Source organism: Mammaliicoccus sp. H-M34, from assembly GCF_022386495.1.
GTDB lineage: Bacteria > Bacillota > Bacilli > Staphylococcales > Staphylococcaceae > Mammaliicoccus > Mammaliicoccus fleurettii.
The window spans coordinates 1-17,972 of record NZ_JAJNIK010000005.1 but is presented as its reverse complement, the minus strand read 5'-3'; the positions used below and the strand labels follow the sequence as shown (position 1 = coordinate 17,972).

Here is a 17,972-nt window from a genome sequence, read left to right as displayed (position 1 = left end):
TTTCATAATGTTTTTCAAACAATTTTACGATAATAATTTATCACAAGCATCTTATTTAGTTGGCTGCCAACGTACAGGAGAAGCACTAATCATTGATCCTGTTCGTGATTTAACGAAATATATAGAAGTTGCAGATGCAGAAGGTTTTACAATTACAAAAGCTACAGAAACACATATTCATGCAGATTTTGCTTCTGGTATTCGAGATGTTGCAGAACGTTTAAAAGCACATATATATGTGTCTGCTGAAGGAGATGATCAACTAAGTTATAAAAATATGCCAGAACAAACACATTTTGTTAAACATAAAGATATTATTCGTGTAGGTAATATTAAATTAGAAGTATTGCATACCCCTGGTCATACCCCTGAAAGTATTAGTTTCTTACTTACAGATGAGGGTGGCGGAGCAAGCGTTCCAATGGGCCTATTTAGTGGTGACTTTATTTTTGTTGGTGATATCGGTAGACCTGACTTATTAGAGAAATCAGTTCAAATAGAAGGTTCTACAATAATTAGTGCAAAAAAAATGTATCAATCTATAAAAAGTATTAAAGATTTACCAGACTATATTCAAATTTGGCCAGGTCATGGTGCAGGAAGTCCTTGCGGCAAAGCATTAGGCGCAGTACCAATGTCTACGCTAGGATATGAAAAAATAAATAACTGGGCTTTTAATGAAACTGATGAAAACACATTTATTGAAACATTGACATCCAATCAACCAGCACCACCACACCATTTCGCACAGATGAAAAAAATTAATCAAATCGGTATGAATTTGTACGAACCTTACAATGTTTTTCATAGTGTAAATAATGAAAGAATAGCATTTGATTTGCGCGATAAAGAAGCTTTTCACGGTGGCCATACACATGGAACGATTAATATTCCTTTCAACAAAAATTTTATTAATCAAATCGGTTGGTATTTAGATTTTGAAAAAGGTATAGATTTAATCGGCGATAAAGATACAGTAGAGCAAGCAACACATACACTGCAATTAATTGGTTTTGATAAAGTAGAAGGATATCGTTTACCAAAATCAGAAGTTTTAACAACATCCATTCACAGCGCCGATATAACAGGTAAAGAAGTAAATGTACTAGACGTACGTAATGATGAAGAATGGAATAATGGTCATTTAGAGCAAGCAGTGAACATACCACATGGTAAATTATTAAATGACAATATTCCATTTAATAAAGAAGAAAAATTATATGTCCATTGTCAGTCGGGAGTCAGAAGTACAATAGCAGTAGGGATCTTAGAATATAAAGGCTTTAAAAATATTGTAAATGTTAGAGAAGGATATCAAAAATTTCCAGAATCATTAAAGTAATTTAATAAAGAGGGAAATGAGTCCTAACTCAAAACAAATAAGCATATCACTCAACTGATTTTTCAGTTATGCAGTGATATGCTTATTTTTTATTAAAATTTAAGATTGTATTTCAGTGTCCATTTGGGCTTCGAATTCATCGAGTAATGCACGAACTTCGTCTGCTGTGTTTGTATTCATCAATTGATTGCGCAGTTCGCCAGCACCTCTCATGCCACGTACATAGATTTTAAAGAATCTGCGTAAACTTTTAAATTGTTTAGCTTCATTTGTAGAGTATTTTTCGAACAATGTTAAGTGTAATCTCAACAGATCTAATAATTCTTTACTCGAATGTTCACGTGGTTCTTTTTCAAAGGCAAAGGGATTATGAAAAATACCTCTTCCAATCATTACACCATCAATGCCATATTTTGTTGCAAGTTCAAGACCTGTTTTTCTATCTGGTATATCACCGTTTATCGTTAGCAATGTATTTGGTGCGATCTCGTCGCGCAAATTTTTGACTTCTTCGATTAATTCCCAGTGTGCGTCTACATTACTCATTTCTTTACGCGTACGTAAGTGTATAGATAAGTTTGCTATGTCTTGTTCAAAGACGTGTTTTAACCAATCTTTCCACTCTTCTATTTTATAGTAACCGAGGCGTGTTTTAACACTTACCGGTAGACCACCCGCTTTAGCTGCTTGAATTATTTCAGCTGCAGTTTCAGGTCGTAGAATCAAGCCAGACCCTTTACCTTTGCCAGCAACATTAGCTACAGGACAACCCATATTCAAATCAATACCTTTAAAGCCCATCTCTGCCATACCGATACTCATTTCTCGGAAATGCTCAGGTTTGTCTCCCCATATATGAGCGACAATAGGCTGTTCATCTTCACTAAAAGTTAAGCGACCACGAACACTGTGTATACCTTCAGGGTGACAAAAGCTTTCAGTATTTGTAAATTCAGTGAAAAACACATCTGGCCTAGCAGCTTCACTGACAACATGACGAAAGACGATATCAGTTACATCTTCCATAGGTGCCAATATAAAAAATGGACGTGGTAATTCACTCCAAAAATTTTCTTTCATAATATATTTAAACCTTCTTTTCTATTAATATCTCGACTTTTTGTCCATGATGATATTACCACAAATTTTCAATTTACACAAAAGGATGTTGACCAGTCACATACTAAAATGAAGAGATGTTTTTAGCTAAACAATAAGAATAAATGTATTTTAATCATTTTATTTATAAAAAATAATGCCCATATATTATGGACACCATTTTTAAAAATATTACATTGTACTTGTATCAATAACGAAACGATATTTAACATCTGAAGATAATACTCTATCATACGCTTCATCAATTTGATCAGCCGAAATTAATTCGATTTGTGGTTCAATGTTGTGTTTTGAACAGAAATCTAACATTTCTTGTGTTTCTCTAATACCACCAATTGCTGAACCTGCAAATGATCTACGATGTCCTATTAAATTTGCAACTCGTAATGATATAGGCTCTGCTGGAGCACCAACGTTAACGATTGTACCGTCTAATGCTAACAATTTAAGGTAATCATCTATTTTTAAATTAGCACTTACTGTATTAATAATTAAATCAAATGAGCTTGTAAGTTGTTCAAATGTTGCTTCATCACTTGTTGCATAATAATGAGAAGCACCTAATTTCAAGCCGTCTTCTTTTTTATTTAATGTTCGTGATAATACTGTTACTTCAGCACCCATAGCATGTGCAATTTGAACAGCCATGTGTCCAAGTCCACCCATACCGATAACAGCTACATTTTTACCTTCATATGCTTTCCAGTGATTTAAAGGTGAATACGTCGTAATACCAGCACAAAGTAATGGTGCAGCGGCGTCTAAACCAATATTATCAGGAATGCGTAGTACAAAATCTTCATGTACGACTATATGTGTTGAGTAGCCGCCTTGAGTTGGTTCACCATATCTATCCGTACCTGCATATGTTCCAACGTTTCCTTTTAAGCAGTACTGTTCTTCGCCATTTTGACAATGTTCACATTCACCACAAGAGTCTACCATGCAACCAACACCGACACGGTCATCGATTTGATATTTACTTACATCAGAACCGATTTCTTTAACAATACCAGCGATTTCATGACCCGGTACTAATGGGTAGTTAACAGGACCCCATTCTCCATGTGCAGTGTGAATATCTGAATGACATATTCCTGCGTATTTAATTTCTATTAAAATATCATGTTTATCAAGATCACGTCTTGTGATTTCTGTAGCGTAAAAATTGGAATCCGGACTGTTTACAGCTCTTGCTTTAGCATTCATCATAAATTAATTCCTCTCTTACTAATGTGATAGAATATCATTATTAATATTCTTCATTGTACATAATAGACCCCTGAGTATAGGCTACGTCAATTAATATGACTCACATATGAAGTGTGTTTTAACACTTACCGGTAGACCACCCGATTTAGCTGCTTGAATAATTTCAGCATTAGCTACAGCACAACCCATATTCAAATCAATACCTTCACTGATATATTAAAATTGTGTTACCAATCTAACTTAACTATTTTTTAATGTAACCTAGGTTACCATTAACTGTTTCGTAAAAACCGAATTGCATTTCTGACTTAATAGCAGATCCATTTAAATCTTTATCAAGTACTGTTAATGCTATTTTTCCTTTTGGAAGTTTATTTTCTTCAAATTGAACTGAGTATTCCCCGGATTTGAAACGATTTTTCTTAATATTTAAAACTGTATATTTTGTTGGGTCTTTTCTGTTTTTTACTTCAAGATATTTTAATTCTGAATTCTTAGAGTATAATTTCAGGAATATGTTTCCATTTTTTTGATATATTTTTTGTAATGTAATATGCATTCTCTTTTTATATATATTCTCGTCATATGAGTAATAATAAGTATCGTTTGATACATAAAGTGGCTTTTCGTCTTTCTTCAAATAGAAGTTAACAAAGTCTATAATATCTTTTTTGTTTCCATTTTTAATGAGTTTTAGTGCATGTTCATTTAATGTATCGTCTGCATAGTCTAGAGAATTAAAGTCTTTATCTATCATGTTTAAGATATCTTGGAAAACAGGAAGTAGCGTATCAATTTCTTTAATAAATATTTTCTTATAAAACTTTCCTTCTAGAATATCTTTGTTAATGATTCGATATAACAAGCTAGCAAAGATTCTATTATCTTTGTATTTGTTCATTAAATAACGATAAGCTTCATTTTGCCATTTCATACGATTGAGTACAGTAGATTCGTTAGACTTTATTAAAGAGCTATTTTCTTCATATCGATTTGCACAATAAACAACATCTTGAGTTGTACTGATATTTTTAGTATTAAAAAATACTTCGGCAAAAAATTGTAAATCCTCTCCATATATCATTTCTGGAAAACGAATATTATTATTTTTGATTACAGTAGATTTAATCATTCGCCCAGCAGGTGCTAGATGATAGAATGATTTTCTGAAATGATTTAAATCAATCTTTTTATATGCAATTTTAGATAAAGCAACGCCACTTCGAGCAATACGATCATTATATACATACTTTGTAAGGCCAGTAGCACAGTCTGTTTTATTTGATTTTAAAAGTGTATATAAATTTTCTATGGAGTTTGAAGGTAACCAATCATCGCCATCTACAAATATAATATATTTCCCTTTACTTAAATCAATTGATAAATTACGAGGCTTTGCTGGTGTTCCTGAATTTTCATCTAATTGGACAAATTGATAATTTGAAAAACTTTCAATTTTTTTAGATACAAGTTCAAATGTACTATCTGTTGAACAATCATCTACAACGATTATTTCAAAATCTTCTTTATTCATTGTTTGGTTTAATATACTATCTAAGGTTTTATCAATAAATTTTTCTTTATTGTATGTACTTATTAGTACACTAACTTTAATTTTCTTATTAGTTTGATTCTGTTTTATAATTTTCATTTTGTATTCCCTTCTGTACTATTTTGATTTTAAAATATGTACAACTTTTTTACTGTTGATGTAAATGATGAGTATACTTTGTAGTAGAAATTTGAAGAATCATATGAACAAGTGAAAATACAAAAATAGATAGTTGTAGCAGAACAGCATATACAAATAACAAGAATTAACAAGAAATATAATACTTTAATGTGTTATGTTGACGATTAAAAAATCGAATTATTTCTTGTGTAATTTCAAATGTAACGCGTGAACTTTTTCTGCTAATTCTTGAACTGGACCATCGACGTCTGCATTTTCAATAATTTGATGGATTGGTAAACTTTTTACTGGTGATGGAGGTGCGCCGATCTCACTTAACCATGTATTTAGTTGTTCAGAAGAACTTGCATAAACGATTCTACCAAGACCTACCCAACCATGTGCGGCGGCACACATCGGGCAGTGTTCACCTGAAGTGTAAACCGTTGCTAGCTTGCGTTCTTCAGGTGATAAATGATTTGCTGCCCATTTTGCTATTTCAAACTCAGGGTGTCTTGTATGGTCACCACCACTAACATGATTATGATCTTCAAATATAATGTCACCTTCAGAACTTACTAAAATAGAACCAAACGGTTCATCACCTTTATTCAATGCTTGTTCTGCTAACGCTACACATCGGTTCAAATAAGTAATATCAGATTGACTAATCATCTAATAGCCTCCTCTGTCTTTATAATTTCAACGTTAATAAAATATATCATTCATTACAAATGAATAGTAATACTATATATAACTAAAAAATAAGAAGGCAGAGACAATTAATTGCCAGAGCCTCCTTGTTTTTATTATTTTTTTAAGACATCTTGATATTCAGGAGTCTTATCTATTAAAGCTTTAGCGAAAGGGCATAATGGAACCACTTTCAAGTTGTTTTCACGTGCGTAATTTACACCTGATTCAACCAATAATTTCCCAACATTTTGTCCACGTAATTCATCAGACACTTCAGTATGGTCGATAATCATTAAATCTTCGCCACTAGGTACATAAGTCATTTGTGCTGAAAAATTTTGCTCATCTTCACCGACATAAAATTTATTTGTGCCATGTTTAATTTCCATCAGAGTCACCACCTTGAGAATATAAATAGCTAACCTATTTTAAATGATAAACTTAAAACTGGAAATGTAAAATAATATGGTTTATATTTTAATTGAACACTATTTATAATTATCAAATATCAAAGGGGGATAAAAATGAGAAAAAATTATACAGGTGACACTATCGATGTTTCATTCGAACCTAAACGATGTATTCATGCAGCAGAATGTGTGAAAAATCTTTCCCAAGTGTTTGATACAGCAAAACGCCCATGGATTATGCCAGATAATGCAACAGCAGATGAAATTGCAAGAGTTGTAGAACTCTGTCCAAGCGGTGCATTAGAATATAATAGAAAAGATGGCAAACCGAACGAACACCACGAAACAACAGAAATTAACATCGGAGAAGACAATCAAATATATATAAAAGGCGATTTCACATTGGATGTAAATGACGAAAAATTACATTTAAACCGCGCCATTTTAAAAGGAAACCAACAGCTTAGTGAGAATCCATTTTACGAAAAGTAGAATGAATGTGTAGATGATTATGAATAAAAAAGAACAAGAGCTTTTAAATAATTTATAGATATTGAGTTAGCCAATGATGAGGTTAACTCAATATTTTTGTTTTTAGTGAGTAAATTAAAGTGTTTTTGTAACGACTCGCAATTAAAAATTTCCCAATAATATTTAAAGTGTAAAATGATTTTTAGTTTCTTTGTTCACAAAAGTAAAAATTACATTGCTATAAATTGTTAAACAAGTATATAATATTGTAAAAATAGTGTATTTTACACAATGAAAAAAGGGGACGGATATAGTGAACAAAGTTTTGTGGGTGGGGAGACATACTAATAGTGTCATTATGATATTAATTATGCTTTGGTTTTCTGTATTATTTTCAGCGAATACGGCACATGCTGCTGTTAATTCTAGTAATCCAATAACTGAGGGAAATGTGAATGAACTAATGTCAGTCGAGCAAATTAATACAACTGATAAATCGACTGAGACAGTTAATGGTAGTAGTACGTATACTCAACAAAAGGAAACAGTGCTTCCTAATGAAAATAAAGTTCTAGAACAAAAAACAATAAATTCTATTCCAATAGAGATAGTTAAAAGCAATTCTTCGAAAGAAGCTACACCAGTAGTTTCAAATGCTAAAGTGCAGCCTAAATCACAAACTGCAACAACTAAAACAGTGAAAGTCGCGCCAAAAGTTGTACCAAACAAGAATACAACTAGCACTCCAAAAGTAGCTAAACAAACTACTAAACAAATTAAAGCTAAAGCACCATTAAAGACTGTTAAATCCAAAACGTCTAATACTAAAAAGACTCAAACTACAAAGGTAGTAACAAAAAATAAAAAAACAACAGCTCCAAGTAAAAAGAAGACAGTAAAAGTGGTGTCAAAAGCAAAGGCAAAACCAAAGGCAAAACAAAGTAAGACAACTAAAAAAGCAAAAACTACAGCAAAACCTGTTAAAGATATAAAGCCAAAAGTTACGTCAAAAACAACTAAAAAGAAAACAACAAAGCCTAAAAAACTTAGTTACTATAACCAAGCTCCCAAAGCATGGTCTTCAAAAATACCTGGTAGTGACAATGTACGAGACTTTGGTCAAGCTACAAAAGCATCAGGTATCGATGATGCATTGAAAATTATGAAAGCTTCTGGTAATAAAGGTGTGTCTATATCACATACGAAAGCTAAAGCAGCTAATATTGCAATTGTATTTAACTGGAATCCTACTGCAAAAATGTTAACTTACGGTACTGGCACAGCAATTGGTAAACATACAATATTAACAGCAAATCATGTTATCAATAATCAACAAGCACATAAACCAATGACTCCTTCAAAAGTACAAAATCTTAGAGTGAACATTCTGCAAGAAGGTTCAAAAATTACACGTACACTCAATGTCATTGGTGTTAAAATGATGAAATATGGCGATGTTGCCTTATTATATACAAAAGAAGATATTTCAAAATATATGAAAATACGCAAAATCGCACCAGAAAAATCAATTAACAATATAAAAGCCAACACACCAATTCATATGTATCATTATGGATTACCTACTGGAAAATACAAAAAAGATCCTATGGGTACGATGTATTATTCAAAAGGGAAGTATTCGCTTATGGCACGTAATGTAAATCCAGTAGGTTATTATCAAATGATGGCAGAACCAGGATCTTCAGGCGGCGCAGTTTTAAATAGTAAAAATGAAGTAATAGGTGTGCATGCTTTCAGAATAGATTCAGGAGATTATAAAAAATATCATTTGAACACAATGGCAGAATTAAGAAGTAAGTTACGCAAAGAAATTATGAAATTAATAAAGTAACTGGATAAAGATTATATATTTAGGTTATTTCTTGGGAAATAAAGTAAGGGAGTGGGATAGAAATATCCTAGAAATTTAATAAGAGCAGAAATTCATTATTAAAATTGAATCTCTGCTCTTATTTTTTATGAAAATCATTGATGTACCAGAAACTTTTCATTGTATGGTGTTGATTTTGAGTATGTCTTCGATTAACTAGAGACTTAATCTACAACTTGGTCAAACTCTTAGATTAACTTCCGACTTAATCTACAACTTGGCGAAACTCTTCGATTAACTATGGACTTAATCTACAACATGGTCGAACTCTTAGATTAACTCCAGACTTAATTTTCATGTTATTTTTTCAAAAACTTATCTATGTCTCAGTTTCGTCTTTTAAAATAATTTTCCTAAAAAATAGACATTGGACAACTAAATCCGTTATTATATTGATATTCATTCTATCGTTATGGGACAATGTATTTACTACAATAAGGGGTGTCATATGAAGATAAATAAAATCATTAATAATAATGTGATTAGTGTCACCCAAAACAACCAAGAACGTGTTGTGATGGGGAAAGGGATTGGGTTTCGTAAGCAAGAAGGCGATATTGTAGAGGAGTCAAAGATTGAAAAGATTTTTGAATTGAATAACCAAGAAATATCTGAGCGCTTTAAAACGTTATTAATTGAAGTACCAATTGAGGTTGTTCAAGCGGTTGAAAAGATTATTGAGGTTGCGAAGAATGAATATAATAAAGATTTAAGTGATACGATTTATGTTGCACTTACTGATCATATTAACTTTGCTATTGAACGTCAACGTGAAGGTATGGCTATAAAGAATGGCTTGTTATGGGAAATCAAGAAATTCTATCCTACTGAGTATGAGATTGGTTTACGTGCTTTGGACTGGATTGATGAAATTGTAGGCGTTAAATTATTAACTGATGAAGCGGGATTCATCGCAATACATTTATTAAATGCAGAACATAATAATTTTGCAGATTTTAATCAAGTGACAGAAATGGTGCAAAATATTTTAAGTTTAGTGAAGTATCATTTTAGGTTGGATTTTGATGAAGAGAGTTTAACTTACTTTAGATTTATGACGCATTTGAAATTTCTTGCACAGCGTATCATTTCTAAGAAACCGCTGAATACAAACGAATTTGAACTGTTCGATATTGTGAAAGAGAAGTATAAAGATGCGTATAAATGTGTGAAGAAGATTGAAGTATTTTTATTGAAAAAATATCAATATGAAATGACACACGACGAAGCTTTATATTTAACGATTCATATACAAAGATTAATATCTAGAAATGTAAGCGTTGACAATTGATAATTTTGTGATATATTTATGTTAAGAAAAACAAAATAAACAATTAATTGTTTAGGATTGTAACTGTTCGGCAGGCGAGACCTAAACCATTAATAGATGAATTTATCTTAGGATAAGTGTATCTATTTGTGGTTTAGGTCTTTTTTTATTGTTCTAAACAAGACGGGAGTGAAAGTAATGGCAAATGATCAAAAAATGGCTGATGAAATACTAAAAAATATCGGTGGAAGTGGTAATGTAAAGAATTTAACACATTGTATGACACGTTTAAGATTTGTGTTAAAGGATGAGAGTAAAGCAAACGATGAGAACATTAAAAATATTGATGGGGTAATGGGTTTACGTAAACAAGGGGGACAATACCAAGTTATCGTTGGTAATAACGTTTCACAAACATATACTGAGTTAATGAAATTAGGTGTAAGCGGTGGCGCTAAAAGTAACGAACCTGTTGAAAAGAAAAAATTAACATTTAAACAAGTTGGTATTAATATATTAGATGCTATTATTGGTACGATGTCACCATTAATTCCTGCCATTATTGGTGGGTCAATGATTAAATTATTAGCAATGCTTTTGAATATGACAGGCGTATTATCTGTTGATAGTTCAACTTATAATATTTTAAATACTATAGGAGATGCACCATTCTTCTTCTTACCAATGTTAGTCGCAGTATCTGCAGCTAGGAAGTTTAACAGTAACGTATTCTTAGCACTCGCAATAGCAGGCGTCATGGTTCACCCAGTATTTATGGAAATTATGGAAAAAGCAGCTGAAGGAAAAGAAGCAACATTCGCATTTGTTCCAGTTATGTCAGTAAAATATACGTATACAATTATTCCAGCAATTGTTATGACATGGTTGCTGAAATATATTGAAGATTTTGCAGATCGTATTACACCAATCGTAATGAAGAATTTCTTAAAACCAATGTTAATCTTATTAATTGCAGCACCAATTGCAATTATTATTGTTGGACCGACGGGAATTTTAATAGGTACAGGATTATCTGAAATTGTGTTCTTTGTACATGATAAATTAGGATTCTTAGCAGTAGCAATTGTTGGTGCGTTATGGCCATTATTAGTTATGACAGGTATGCACCGTGTGTTCACACCAACGATTGTTCAAACAATTGCAGAAACTGGTGAAGAAGCTATGGTTATGCCATCTGAGATTGGTGCAAACTTATCTCTTGGTGGGGTTTCACTTGCAGTAGCACTTAAGACAAAAAATAGAGAATTAAGACAAACATCATTAGCAGCAGCGTCATCTGCAATTATCGCTGGTATTACTGAACCTGCATTATATGGGGTAGCGATCCGACTAAAACGTCCAATGATTGCATCAGTTATTACAGGTTTTGTGGCAGGTGCAGTAGCCGGTTTAGCAGGTCTTGCGAGTCATTCTATGGCAGCACCTGGACTATTTACGAGTGTTCAGTTTATAGATCAAGATAATCCAATGAGTATTTTATGGGTAGTTGTTGTAATGGTACTATCAGTTGTCCTTTCATTTATTTTAACTTTAGTGATTGGATTTGAAGATATTCCAGAATCAGAAGATGAATTATTGGATTTAGGTACGAAAGATAATATTACGGTTTCTTCACCAATTGAAGGTATAATCAAACCAATTTCAAGTGTACAAGATGATGTCTTTAGTAGAGAAGTAATTGGAAAGAGTATCGCGATTGAACCAACAGGTAATACAATATATGCACCAGTAACGGGTACAGTGACTTCAGTCTTCCCGACTAACCATGCTATTGGTATTACTGGTGATAGTGGAATTGAAGTATTAATTCATGTAGGTATTGATACAGTGAAATTGAATGGTGAACCATTCACAACTGCAGTTGAACAAGGAGACCATGTCAATGTTGGTGATGTAGTTGGAACGTATGATTTAGCTCAAATTATTGAAGCGGGTTATGATCCTACAACAATCGTAGTCATTACAAATACAGAAGACTATGAATCTATTACATCATTTGACAGAACGGACGTTGAAGCATATACATCAATATTAGGAGCGGTTAAATCATGACAATAAAGACTTTTCCAGAAAATTTCCTTTGGGGCGGTGCTATAGCAGCCAACCAAACTGAAGGTGCATGGACTGAAGGTGGCAGAGGGTTAAGTAATATAGACTTAATCCCTCATGGTGCTAACCGACGAGATATTAAAATAGGAAATAAAAAATCCGAACTAAGTGATGAAGAATATTATCCAAGCCATACTGGTATTGATTTTTATCATCATTATAAAGAAGATATTGCAATGCTTGCTGAAATGGGATTGAAAGTATTTAGAACATCTATTTCTTGGAGTAGAATTTATCCGAATGGTGATGAATCAACACCGAATCAAGCAGGTATTGATTATTACACTGATTTATTTAAGACATGTAAAGAACATAATATGGCGTTACTCGTAACTCTTGCACATTTTGATATTCCGATGGGGATTGTTGAAAAGTACAACGGTTGGAAGAATAGAGAAACAATCGATTTATATGTTAAATTTGCAGAAACATGTTTTGAAAACTTTGGAGAATACGTGAACTATTGGATTCCATTTAATGAAATTAATGTTGTGTTACATAGTCCATTTTCAGGCGGTGGCTTAAACTTTGATGAAACTGAAAATAGAGAAGAACTATTATATCAAGCAGCACATTACATGTTAGTTGCAAGTGCTAAAGCTGTAGAAAGTTGTCATCGCATCACACCGAAAGCACAAATTGGTTGTATGATCGCAGGCGGTAGTTTCTATCCTTATAGCTGTAACCCAGAAGATGTTTGGCAATCAATGAATGATGAGAGAACAAATACATTCTTTGTAGATGTACAAGCAAAAGGAAAATATCCTTATTACATGGATGCATTCTTTAAATCTAAAGGAATCAATATTGAAATCAGCGAAAGTGATAAAGAAATATTAAAGCAAACCGTTGATTTTGTTGCGTTTAGTTATTATGCATCTCGAACATCTATTGCAGATATATCAAGAGTAGAAGCAAACGAAGGCAACATTATTGTATCCGCCAAAAACCCTTACTTAAAAATGAGTGATTGGGGATGGGTCATAGATCCACTTGGATTAAGAATTACAATGAATCAAATATATGAAAGATTTGAGAAGCCACTATTTGTCGTAGAAAATGGATTAGGAGCAAAAGATAAAATAGAAGCGGACGGTACTATACAAGACGATTACCGAATTGATTATATGCAACAACACATCGACGCAATGTATGATGGCATACAAGATGGCGTACCACTACTAGGTTATATCAGTTGGGGTATTATAGATTTAGTATCAGCATCAACAGGCGAAATGAGTAAACGATACGGTATGATTTATGTTGATAAAGATAATGCTGGTAACGGAACATTAGAACGAAGAAAGAAAAAATCATTTGATTGGTATAAACAAGTGATAGCACAAAATGGAATAGAAATAAGTTGATGAGTTAAGGCAAAACTTCTGGATTGCGCAGAAGTTTTGCCTTTTTATTTTTCTATATAATTAGATTTCTGCTCCGCTCTCTTATTTGTTTTATACTTAAACAAGGTATTTATCAATTCAATGATAAATTGTTCAGCAGAAACTTTTGAAATATATTAATATAGAATAATAGATATCAAATGTAAGATATTAGACAAAGTTTTATCAATATAATAATGAAAGGGTATTGATTATGTTAAAAAGTACCTTAAAAAAGATACCAATTGCTATAAGTGGATTAGCATTGGGGATAATGGCGTTAAGTAATTTGCTTTACCATATACACTTAACGTCAGTTGGAATGATTTTCTTTATTATTTCCTGTGCAATAATTTTAATCTTTAGTTTGAAATGGATCATCTATCCTAAAATGTTTTTACAAGAACTTAAAAATATAAATACATTCGCAATTCTACCTACTTTTCCTATGGCATTAATGCTTTTAGTGTTTATTGTTAAGACAGAATTTATGGTAGATAATGTTGTTCTGAGTATAATTTGGTACGTTTCTATTTTATTACATGTGAGCTTTATTGTTATATTTATTAGTTCTTATGCTTTTAGAAATTATAAGTCATTACCAAATACGAGCTGGTTTGTAATGTTTGTTGGAATAGGTGTTATCGGTGAAACATCAACAGGTTTCAATATTAGTATTGGTCATATATCAACTATTCTTGGGTCTATATTTTTAATATTGATACTTGGTTATGTGTTAATTAATAAAGCGTGGCAACACTATAATCAAGAACAATTCCCTATGGTAATTATTATGAGCGCACCTGCAGCATTATGTTTAAATGGATATATTTTGAATAATGAAAGTTATGCTATGTGGTATGTATGGACGTTTCTAGTTCTTTCACAAATATTATTTTTATTAACTTTAATATTTTTACCTAAAATCATTCAAAATGGATTTAAAGTTTCCTTTTCAGCACTAACATTCCCATGGGTCACAACGGCAGCCTCATTATTTAATGTGAATCAAAAAATTTATTTTATTGATATATTATCTAACGGTTTCAATGTGCTATTCCTTATAGAAATTATATGGGCAGGAATCATCGTGCTCTATGTCCTATACAAATATATTATGTTCTTAATTACTAAAGATGTAGTTTATAACTAGACTGATAATTTACTATATGCTCTCTACCTTGATAAATAAATTGAGGTAGAGAGCTTTTGTATTAATTGTCTAAATATTAAAAAATAATCTACACTTTTTAAAATATGTAGATTTTTAATAAAAATTAAAATTTATTAAAAAAAGTAGTGGAAAATTACAAGACAATTATGTAATATAAAAAAGCATGATTTTTTAGACGACAAATTAATGCGAATAAAATATCATGTAAATCACTAAAATAAAGTTTAAGTTTTATTTTTGTGAAATTTATTAACTTAATTACGGGAGATTTATTCTAATTAAAAAAATGGAGGTAGGGTTTTTGAACAATAAAAAGAACAGTAAACGACTTGATTTTTTGCCTAATCGCATTAATAAGTACTCAATTCGTAAATTTTCAAACGGGATAGCATCAGCGCTTGTAGGTGCATTAATGGTTATTGCATTATCAAATGATAATAAGGCAGAGGCATCGGAAGAACAGCAAGTAGTAGATTTCAAAAAGGTTCATCAAGAAAGTAATAATAGGAACGTTGAAATATCACCAGCTAGAGAAGAAATAAAGCCAAGCATAGATCAAAAAGCTAGTGAACCAGTACAAGAAACAGAAGATGTGAAACCGGAAGTAAGCTCGGAAGACAATAAAGCAGTACAAGAAACAGAAACAGTAAAACCAGAAGTAAACACAGAAGATAAAGAAGCAGTACAAGAAACAGAAGCAGTAAAACCAGAAGTAAACACAGAAGATAAAGAAGTAGTACAAGAGACAGAAGCAGTAAAACCGGAAGTAAACACAGAAGATAAAGAAGTAGTAAAAGAAACAGAAAAAGAAAAGCCAGAAGTAAACACAGAAGATAAAGAAGTAGTACAAGAAACAGAAAAAGTGAAACCGGAAGAAAAGCCTGAAGACAATAAAGTAGTTCAAGATAAAGAACAAGTAAAACCAGAAGTAACTACTAAAGAAAAAGAACCAGTTCAGAAGCCAGAAGAAGAACAATCGAATGAAACGCCAGTGAAAAAAGAACCAATTCAAGTAACAGAAGAAAAATCGAAAAGTAGAAGCAATACGCCTTCAGAGAAAAGCACTGTTTCTCAACCTGCTAGTAGAAATGAGAAAATAGTGAATGGTTTCTATACAGAGAACAACATTGGCAAAGATGACCAAGCTAAGATTAATAAATATTTACCTAAAAATATAAGTGAATTATCAGAAGAAGAAATTAAAAAGCAAATTTTAATGCTTGCTTTGAAATACAATGTTCTGAAAGAAGAGACTACACCAACTGTAACAACAAGTTCTGTAAAAAAAGAAAGTTCAAGTTTGAGATCTAAAAGAAGTCTAAGTGCTACTGCAAGTGGTAATAATGTGACAAATCAAATAGATTTTACTAACACTACAATAAACGTAAAAAATAATACAGTTAAACCTTTAAATGCTGAAAGTTATAATCTTTTAACTACGTTCAAAACTAATTCTTCAGTTAAAAAAGGTGATTATTTTATTATTAAAGGTTCTGCTAACACTATTAATGACGATTTAAATCATCAAAATTCAAGTGCACCAGTAATTAAAGATAAGAATGGCAATATTATAGCTATAGGGATATATGATCCTAAAACAAGAGAATATAAATATACATTTACTGATTTTGTAGAAGATAAAGCGAGTATTAGTGGTAGTTTGAAATTTTCACAATATATCAATAGAGATATTGTTCGAAATAGTTCTGTTGAAAAGATCACTTATACTTTTGGTGATAAAGTTGTTTCAAAAACAGTTAATGTTATTTACGAAAACGGTATTATAGAACAGGCATCATCAAATATTGGTTCATCGTATACGCACTATAATAGCGAGACAAAAAAATACGAACAAACAATTTATATTAATCCTAAGAAAAAGAATGCATATAATTCAACAGTGTATATTAGGGGTTACAAGAATGATTTAGGTGATAGTTCAGCGCAAATAAATTCAAATACTCAAATTGTGATTTATAAAGTTAAAAATGGCGTTGCTTTAAGTGACAGTTATTACAATGATGCTGAGAATCTTGTTGATGTAACGAATGATTTTCGTTTTACAAATTATCAAAATGCTGTTGGTATAAACTTTGGGAATATATATGGCGCAACATATATAATAAAAGTCATTTCTAAAGAAAATGAAGCGGTTAATAAAGACTTAATACAGTCAGCAGATATGCACTCTACAAGTCAAAATGGAATTTATAACTCAGTGAGTTTTTATAATTATATTGAATTAACGGATAACTCAGCCGAAGGTGAAGGAGAATCCCAATCAATAAGCGAATCAATCAGTGAAAGTATATCCATAAGTGACTCAGAGTCAGTTAGTGAAAGTGAATCATTAAGTGAGTCAGAATCAATTAGCGAAAGTGAATCATTGAGTGAGTCAGAATCAATCAGCGAAAGCGAATCATTGAGTGAGTCCGAATCAATTAGTGAAAGTGTGTCTTTAAGTGACTCAGAGTCAGTTAGTTTGTCACAGTCAATTAGTGAATCAGAATCGATCAGCGAGAGCGAATCATTAAGCGAATCAGAATCAATTAGTGAAAGTGTGTCTTTAAGTGACTCAGAGTCAGTTAGTTTGTCACAGTCAATTAGCGAGTCGGAATCTATTAGTGAATCCGAGTCAATTAGTGAATCAGAATCTATTAGCGAGAGCGAATCATTGAGTGAGTCCGAATCAATTAGCGAATCAGAATCAATTAGCGAATCAGAATCAATCAGTGAATCAGAGTCTATCAGTGAATCAGAATCAATTAGTGAGTCAGAATCAATCAGTGAATCAGAATCAATCAGCGAATCCGAGTCAATCAGCGAATCGGAATCAATTAGTGAGTCAGAATCAATTAGTGAATCAGAATCAATAAGCGAATCGGAGTCGATCAGCGAAAGCGAATCATTAAGCGAATCCGAGTCAATTAGTGAATCCGAGTCTATCAGTGACTCTGAATCAATTAGCGAGTCAGAATCAATCAGTGAATCAGAGTCATTAAGTGAGTCCGAGTCAATCAGTGAAAGTGAATCATTAAGTGAGTCAGAGTCTATTAGCGAATCAGAATCAATCAGTGAGTCAGAGTCTATAAGCGAATCAGAATCAATAAGCGAGTCAGAATCAATCAGTGAATCAGAGTCATTAAGTGAGTCCGAGTCAATCAGTGAAAGTGAATCATTAAGTGAGTCAGAGTCTATTA

General features: G+C 32.1%; 13 protein-coding genes. 8 read left to right on the top strand and 5 right to left on the bottom strand.

Annotated elements, in window-relative coordinates:
• The first annotated feature begins 7 nt into the window (after positions 1-7).
• Positions 8-1,342, top strand: coding sequence for a persulfide dioxygenase-sulfurtransferase CstB (gene cstB / locus LQ608_RS07935; RefSeq protein ID WP_239751139.1), 1,335 nt, complete (start codon positions 8-10; stop codon positions 1,340-1,342).
• Positions 1,343-1,441: 99 nt separating this feature from the next.
• On the opposite strand, the gene LQ608_RS07930 is transcribed toward cstB, so the two are convergent.
• The 5 genes from LQ608_RS07930 to LQ608_RS07910 form a co-directional block, all read right to left on the bottom strand.
• The gene (locus tag LQ608_RS07930; protein ID WP_239751138.1) at positions 1,442-2,422 is read right to left on the bottom strand and encodes a tRNA dihydrouridine synthase; all 981 of its coding nucleotides are present in this window, start codon (positions 2,420-2,422) and stop codon (positions 1,442-1,444) included.
• A gap of 210 nt (positions 2,423-2,632) precedes the next feature.
• On the bottom strand, positions 2,633-3,673 hold the full coding sequence (locus tag LQ608_RS07925) for an NAD(P)-dependent alcohol dehydrogenase (protein WP_078357236.1): 1,041 nt from the start codon (positions 3,671-3,673) through the stop codon (positions 2,633-2,635).
• A gap of 244 nt (positions 3,674-3,917) precedes the next feature.
• Positions 3,918-5,324, bottom strand: coding sequence for a glycosyltransferase family 2 protein (locus tag LQ608_RS07920; RefSeq protein ID WP_239751135.1), 1,407 nt, complete (start codon positions 5,322-5,324; stop codon positions 3,918-3,920).
• A gap of 219 nt (positions 5,325-5,543) precedes the next feature.
• On the bottom strand, positions 5,544-6,020 hold the full coding sequence (locus tag LQ608_RS07915) for a nucleoside deaminase (RefSeq protein WP_239751134.1): 477 nt from the start codon (positions 6,018-6,020) through the stop codon (positions 5,544-5,546).
• Positions 6,021-6,154: 134 nt separating this feature from the next.
• Positions 6,155-6,433, bottom strand: a complete 279-nt coding sequence (locus LQ608_RS07910; RefSeq protein WP_239751298.1) for a GNAT family N-acetyltransferase — start codon at positions 6,431-6,433, stop codon at positions 6,155-6,157.
• Positions 6,434-6,565: 132 nt separating this feature from the next.
• Between LQ608_RS07910 and LQ608_RS07905 the strand changes: the two genes are divergently transcribed.
• From LQ608_RS07905 to LQ608_RS07875, 7 genes are all read left to right on the top strand, one after another.
• Positions 6,566-6,943 (top strand): (4Fe-4S)-binding protein, encoded by a 378-nt coding sequence (locus LQ608_RS07905; RefSeq protein ID WP_239751132.1) that lies wholly within the window; start codon positions 6,566-6,568, stop codon positions 6,941-6,943.
• A 292-nt stretch (positions 6,944-7,235) separates the two neighbouring features.
• Positions 7,236-8,774, top strand: coding sequence for a trypsin-like serine peptidase (locus LQ608_RS07900; RefSeq protein ID WP_345773101.1), 1,539 nt, complete (start codon positions 7,236-7,238; stop codon positions 8,772-8,774).
• 487 nt (positions 8,775-9,261) lie between these two features.
• Positions 9,262-10,104 (top strand): BglG family transcription antiterminator LicT, encoded by an 843-nt coding sequence (licT, locus tag LQ608_RS07895; protein WP_239751129.1) that lies wholly within the window; start codon positions 9,262-9,264, stop codon positions 10,102-10,104.
• 177 nt (positions 10,105-10,281) lie between these two features.
• The gene (ascF, locus tag LQ608_RS07890) at positions 10,282-12,156 is read left to right on the top strand and encodes a PTS cellobiose/arbutin/salicin transporter subunit IIBC (protein WP_239751127.1); all 1,875 of its coding nucleotides are present in this window, start codon (positions 10,282-10,284) and stop codon (positions 12,154-12,156) included.
• Positions 12,153-13,580, top strand: a complete 1,428-nt coding sequence (gene ascB, locus LQ608_RS07885) for a 6-phospho-beta-glucosidase (protein WP_239751125.1) — start codon at positions 12,153-12,155, stop codon at positions 13,578-13,580. Before ascF ends, ascB begins: the two co-directional genes overlap by 4 nt.
• Before the next feature lie 232 nt (positions 13,581-13,812).
• On the top strand, positions 13,813-14,751 hold the full coding sequence (locus tag LQ608_RS07880) for a TDT family transporter (RefSeq protein ID WP_239751122.1): 939 nt from the start codon (positions 13,813-13,815) through the stop codon (positions 14,749-14,751).
• A gap of 322 nt (positions 14,752-15,073) precedes the next feature.
• Positions 15,074-17,972: Ig-like domain-containing protein (locus tag LQ608_RS07875; RefSeq protein WP_239751121.1), on the top strand; the 2,899-nt coding region annotated here is incomplete at its 3' end.

Coding starts and splice junctions, on each gene's coding strand:
- cstB (WP_239751139.1), top strand. CDS start 8: ATGTTTTTCAAACAATTTTACGATAATAATTTATCACAAGCATCTTAT.
- LQ608_RS07920 (WP_239751135.1), bottom strand. CDS start 5,324: ATGAAAATTATAAAACAGAATCAAACTAATAAGAAAATTAAAGTTAGT.
- LQ608_RS07930 (WP_239751138.1), bottom strand. CDS start 2,422: ATGAAAGAAAATTTTTGGAGTGAATTACCACGTCCATTTTTTATATTG.
- LQ608_RS07880 (WP_239751122.1), top strand. CDS start 13,813: ATGTTAAAAAGTACCTTAAAAAAGATACCAATTGCTATAAGTGGATTA.
- LQ608_RS07925 (WP_078357236.1), bottom strand. CDS start 3,673: ATGATGAATGCTAAAGCAAGAGCTGTAAACAGTCCGGATTCCAATTTT.
- ascF (WP_239751127.1), top strand. CDS start 10,282: ATGGCAAATGATCAAAAAATGGCTGATGAAATACTAAAAAATATCGGT.
- LQ608_RS07915 (WP_239751134.1), bottom strand. CDS start 6,020: ATGATTAGTCAATCTGATATTACTTATTTGAACCGATGTGTAGCGTTA.
- LQ608_RS07905 (WP_239751132.1), top strand. CDS start 6,566: ATGAGAAAAAATTATACAGGTGACACTATCGATGTTTCATTCGAACCT.
- ascB (WP_239751125.1), top strand. CDS start 12,153: ATGACAATAAAGACTTTTCCAGAAAATTTCCTTTGGGGCGGTGCTATA.
- licT (WP_239751129.1), top strand. CDS start 9,262: ATGAAGATAAATAAAATCATTAATAATAATGTGATTAGTGTCACCCAA.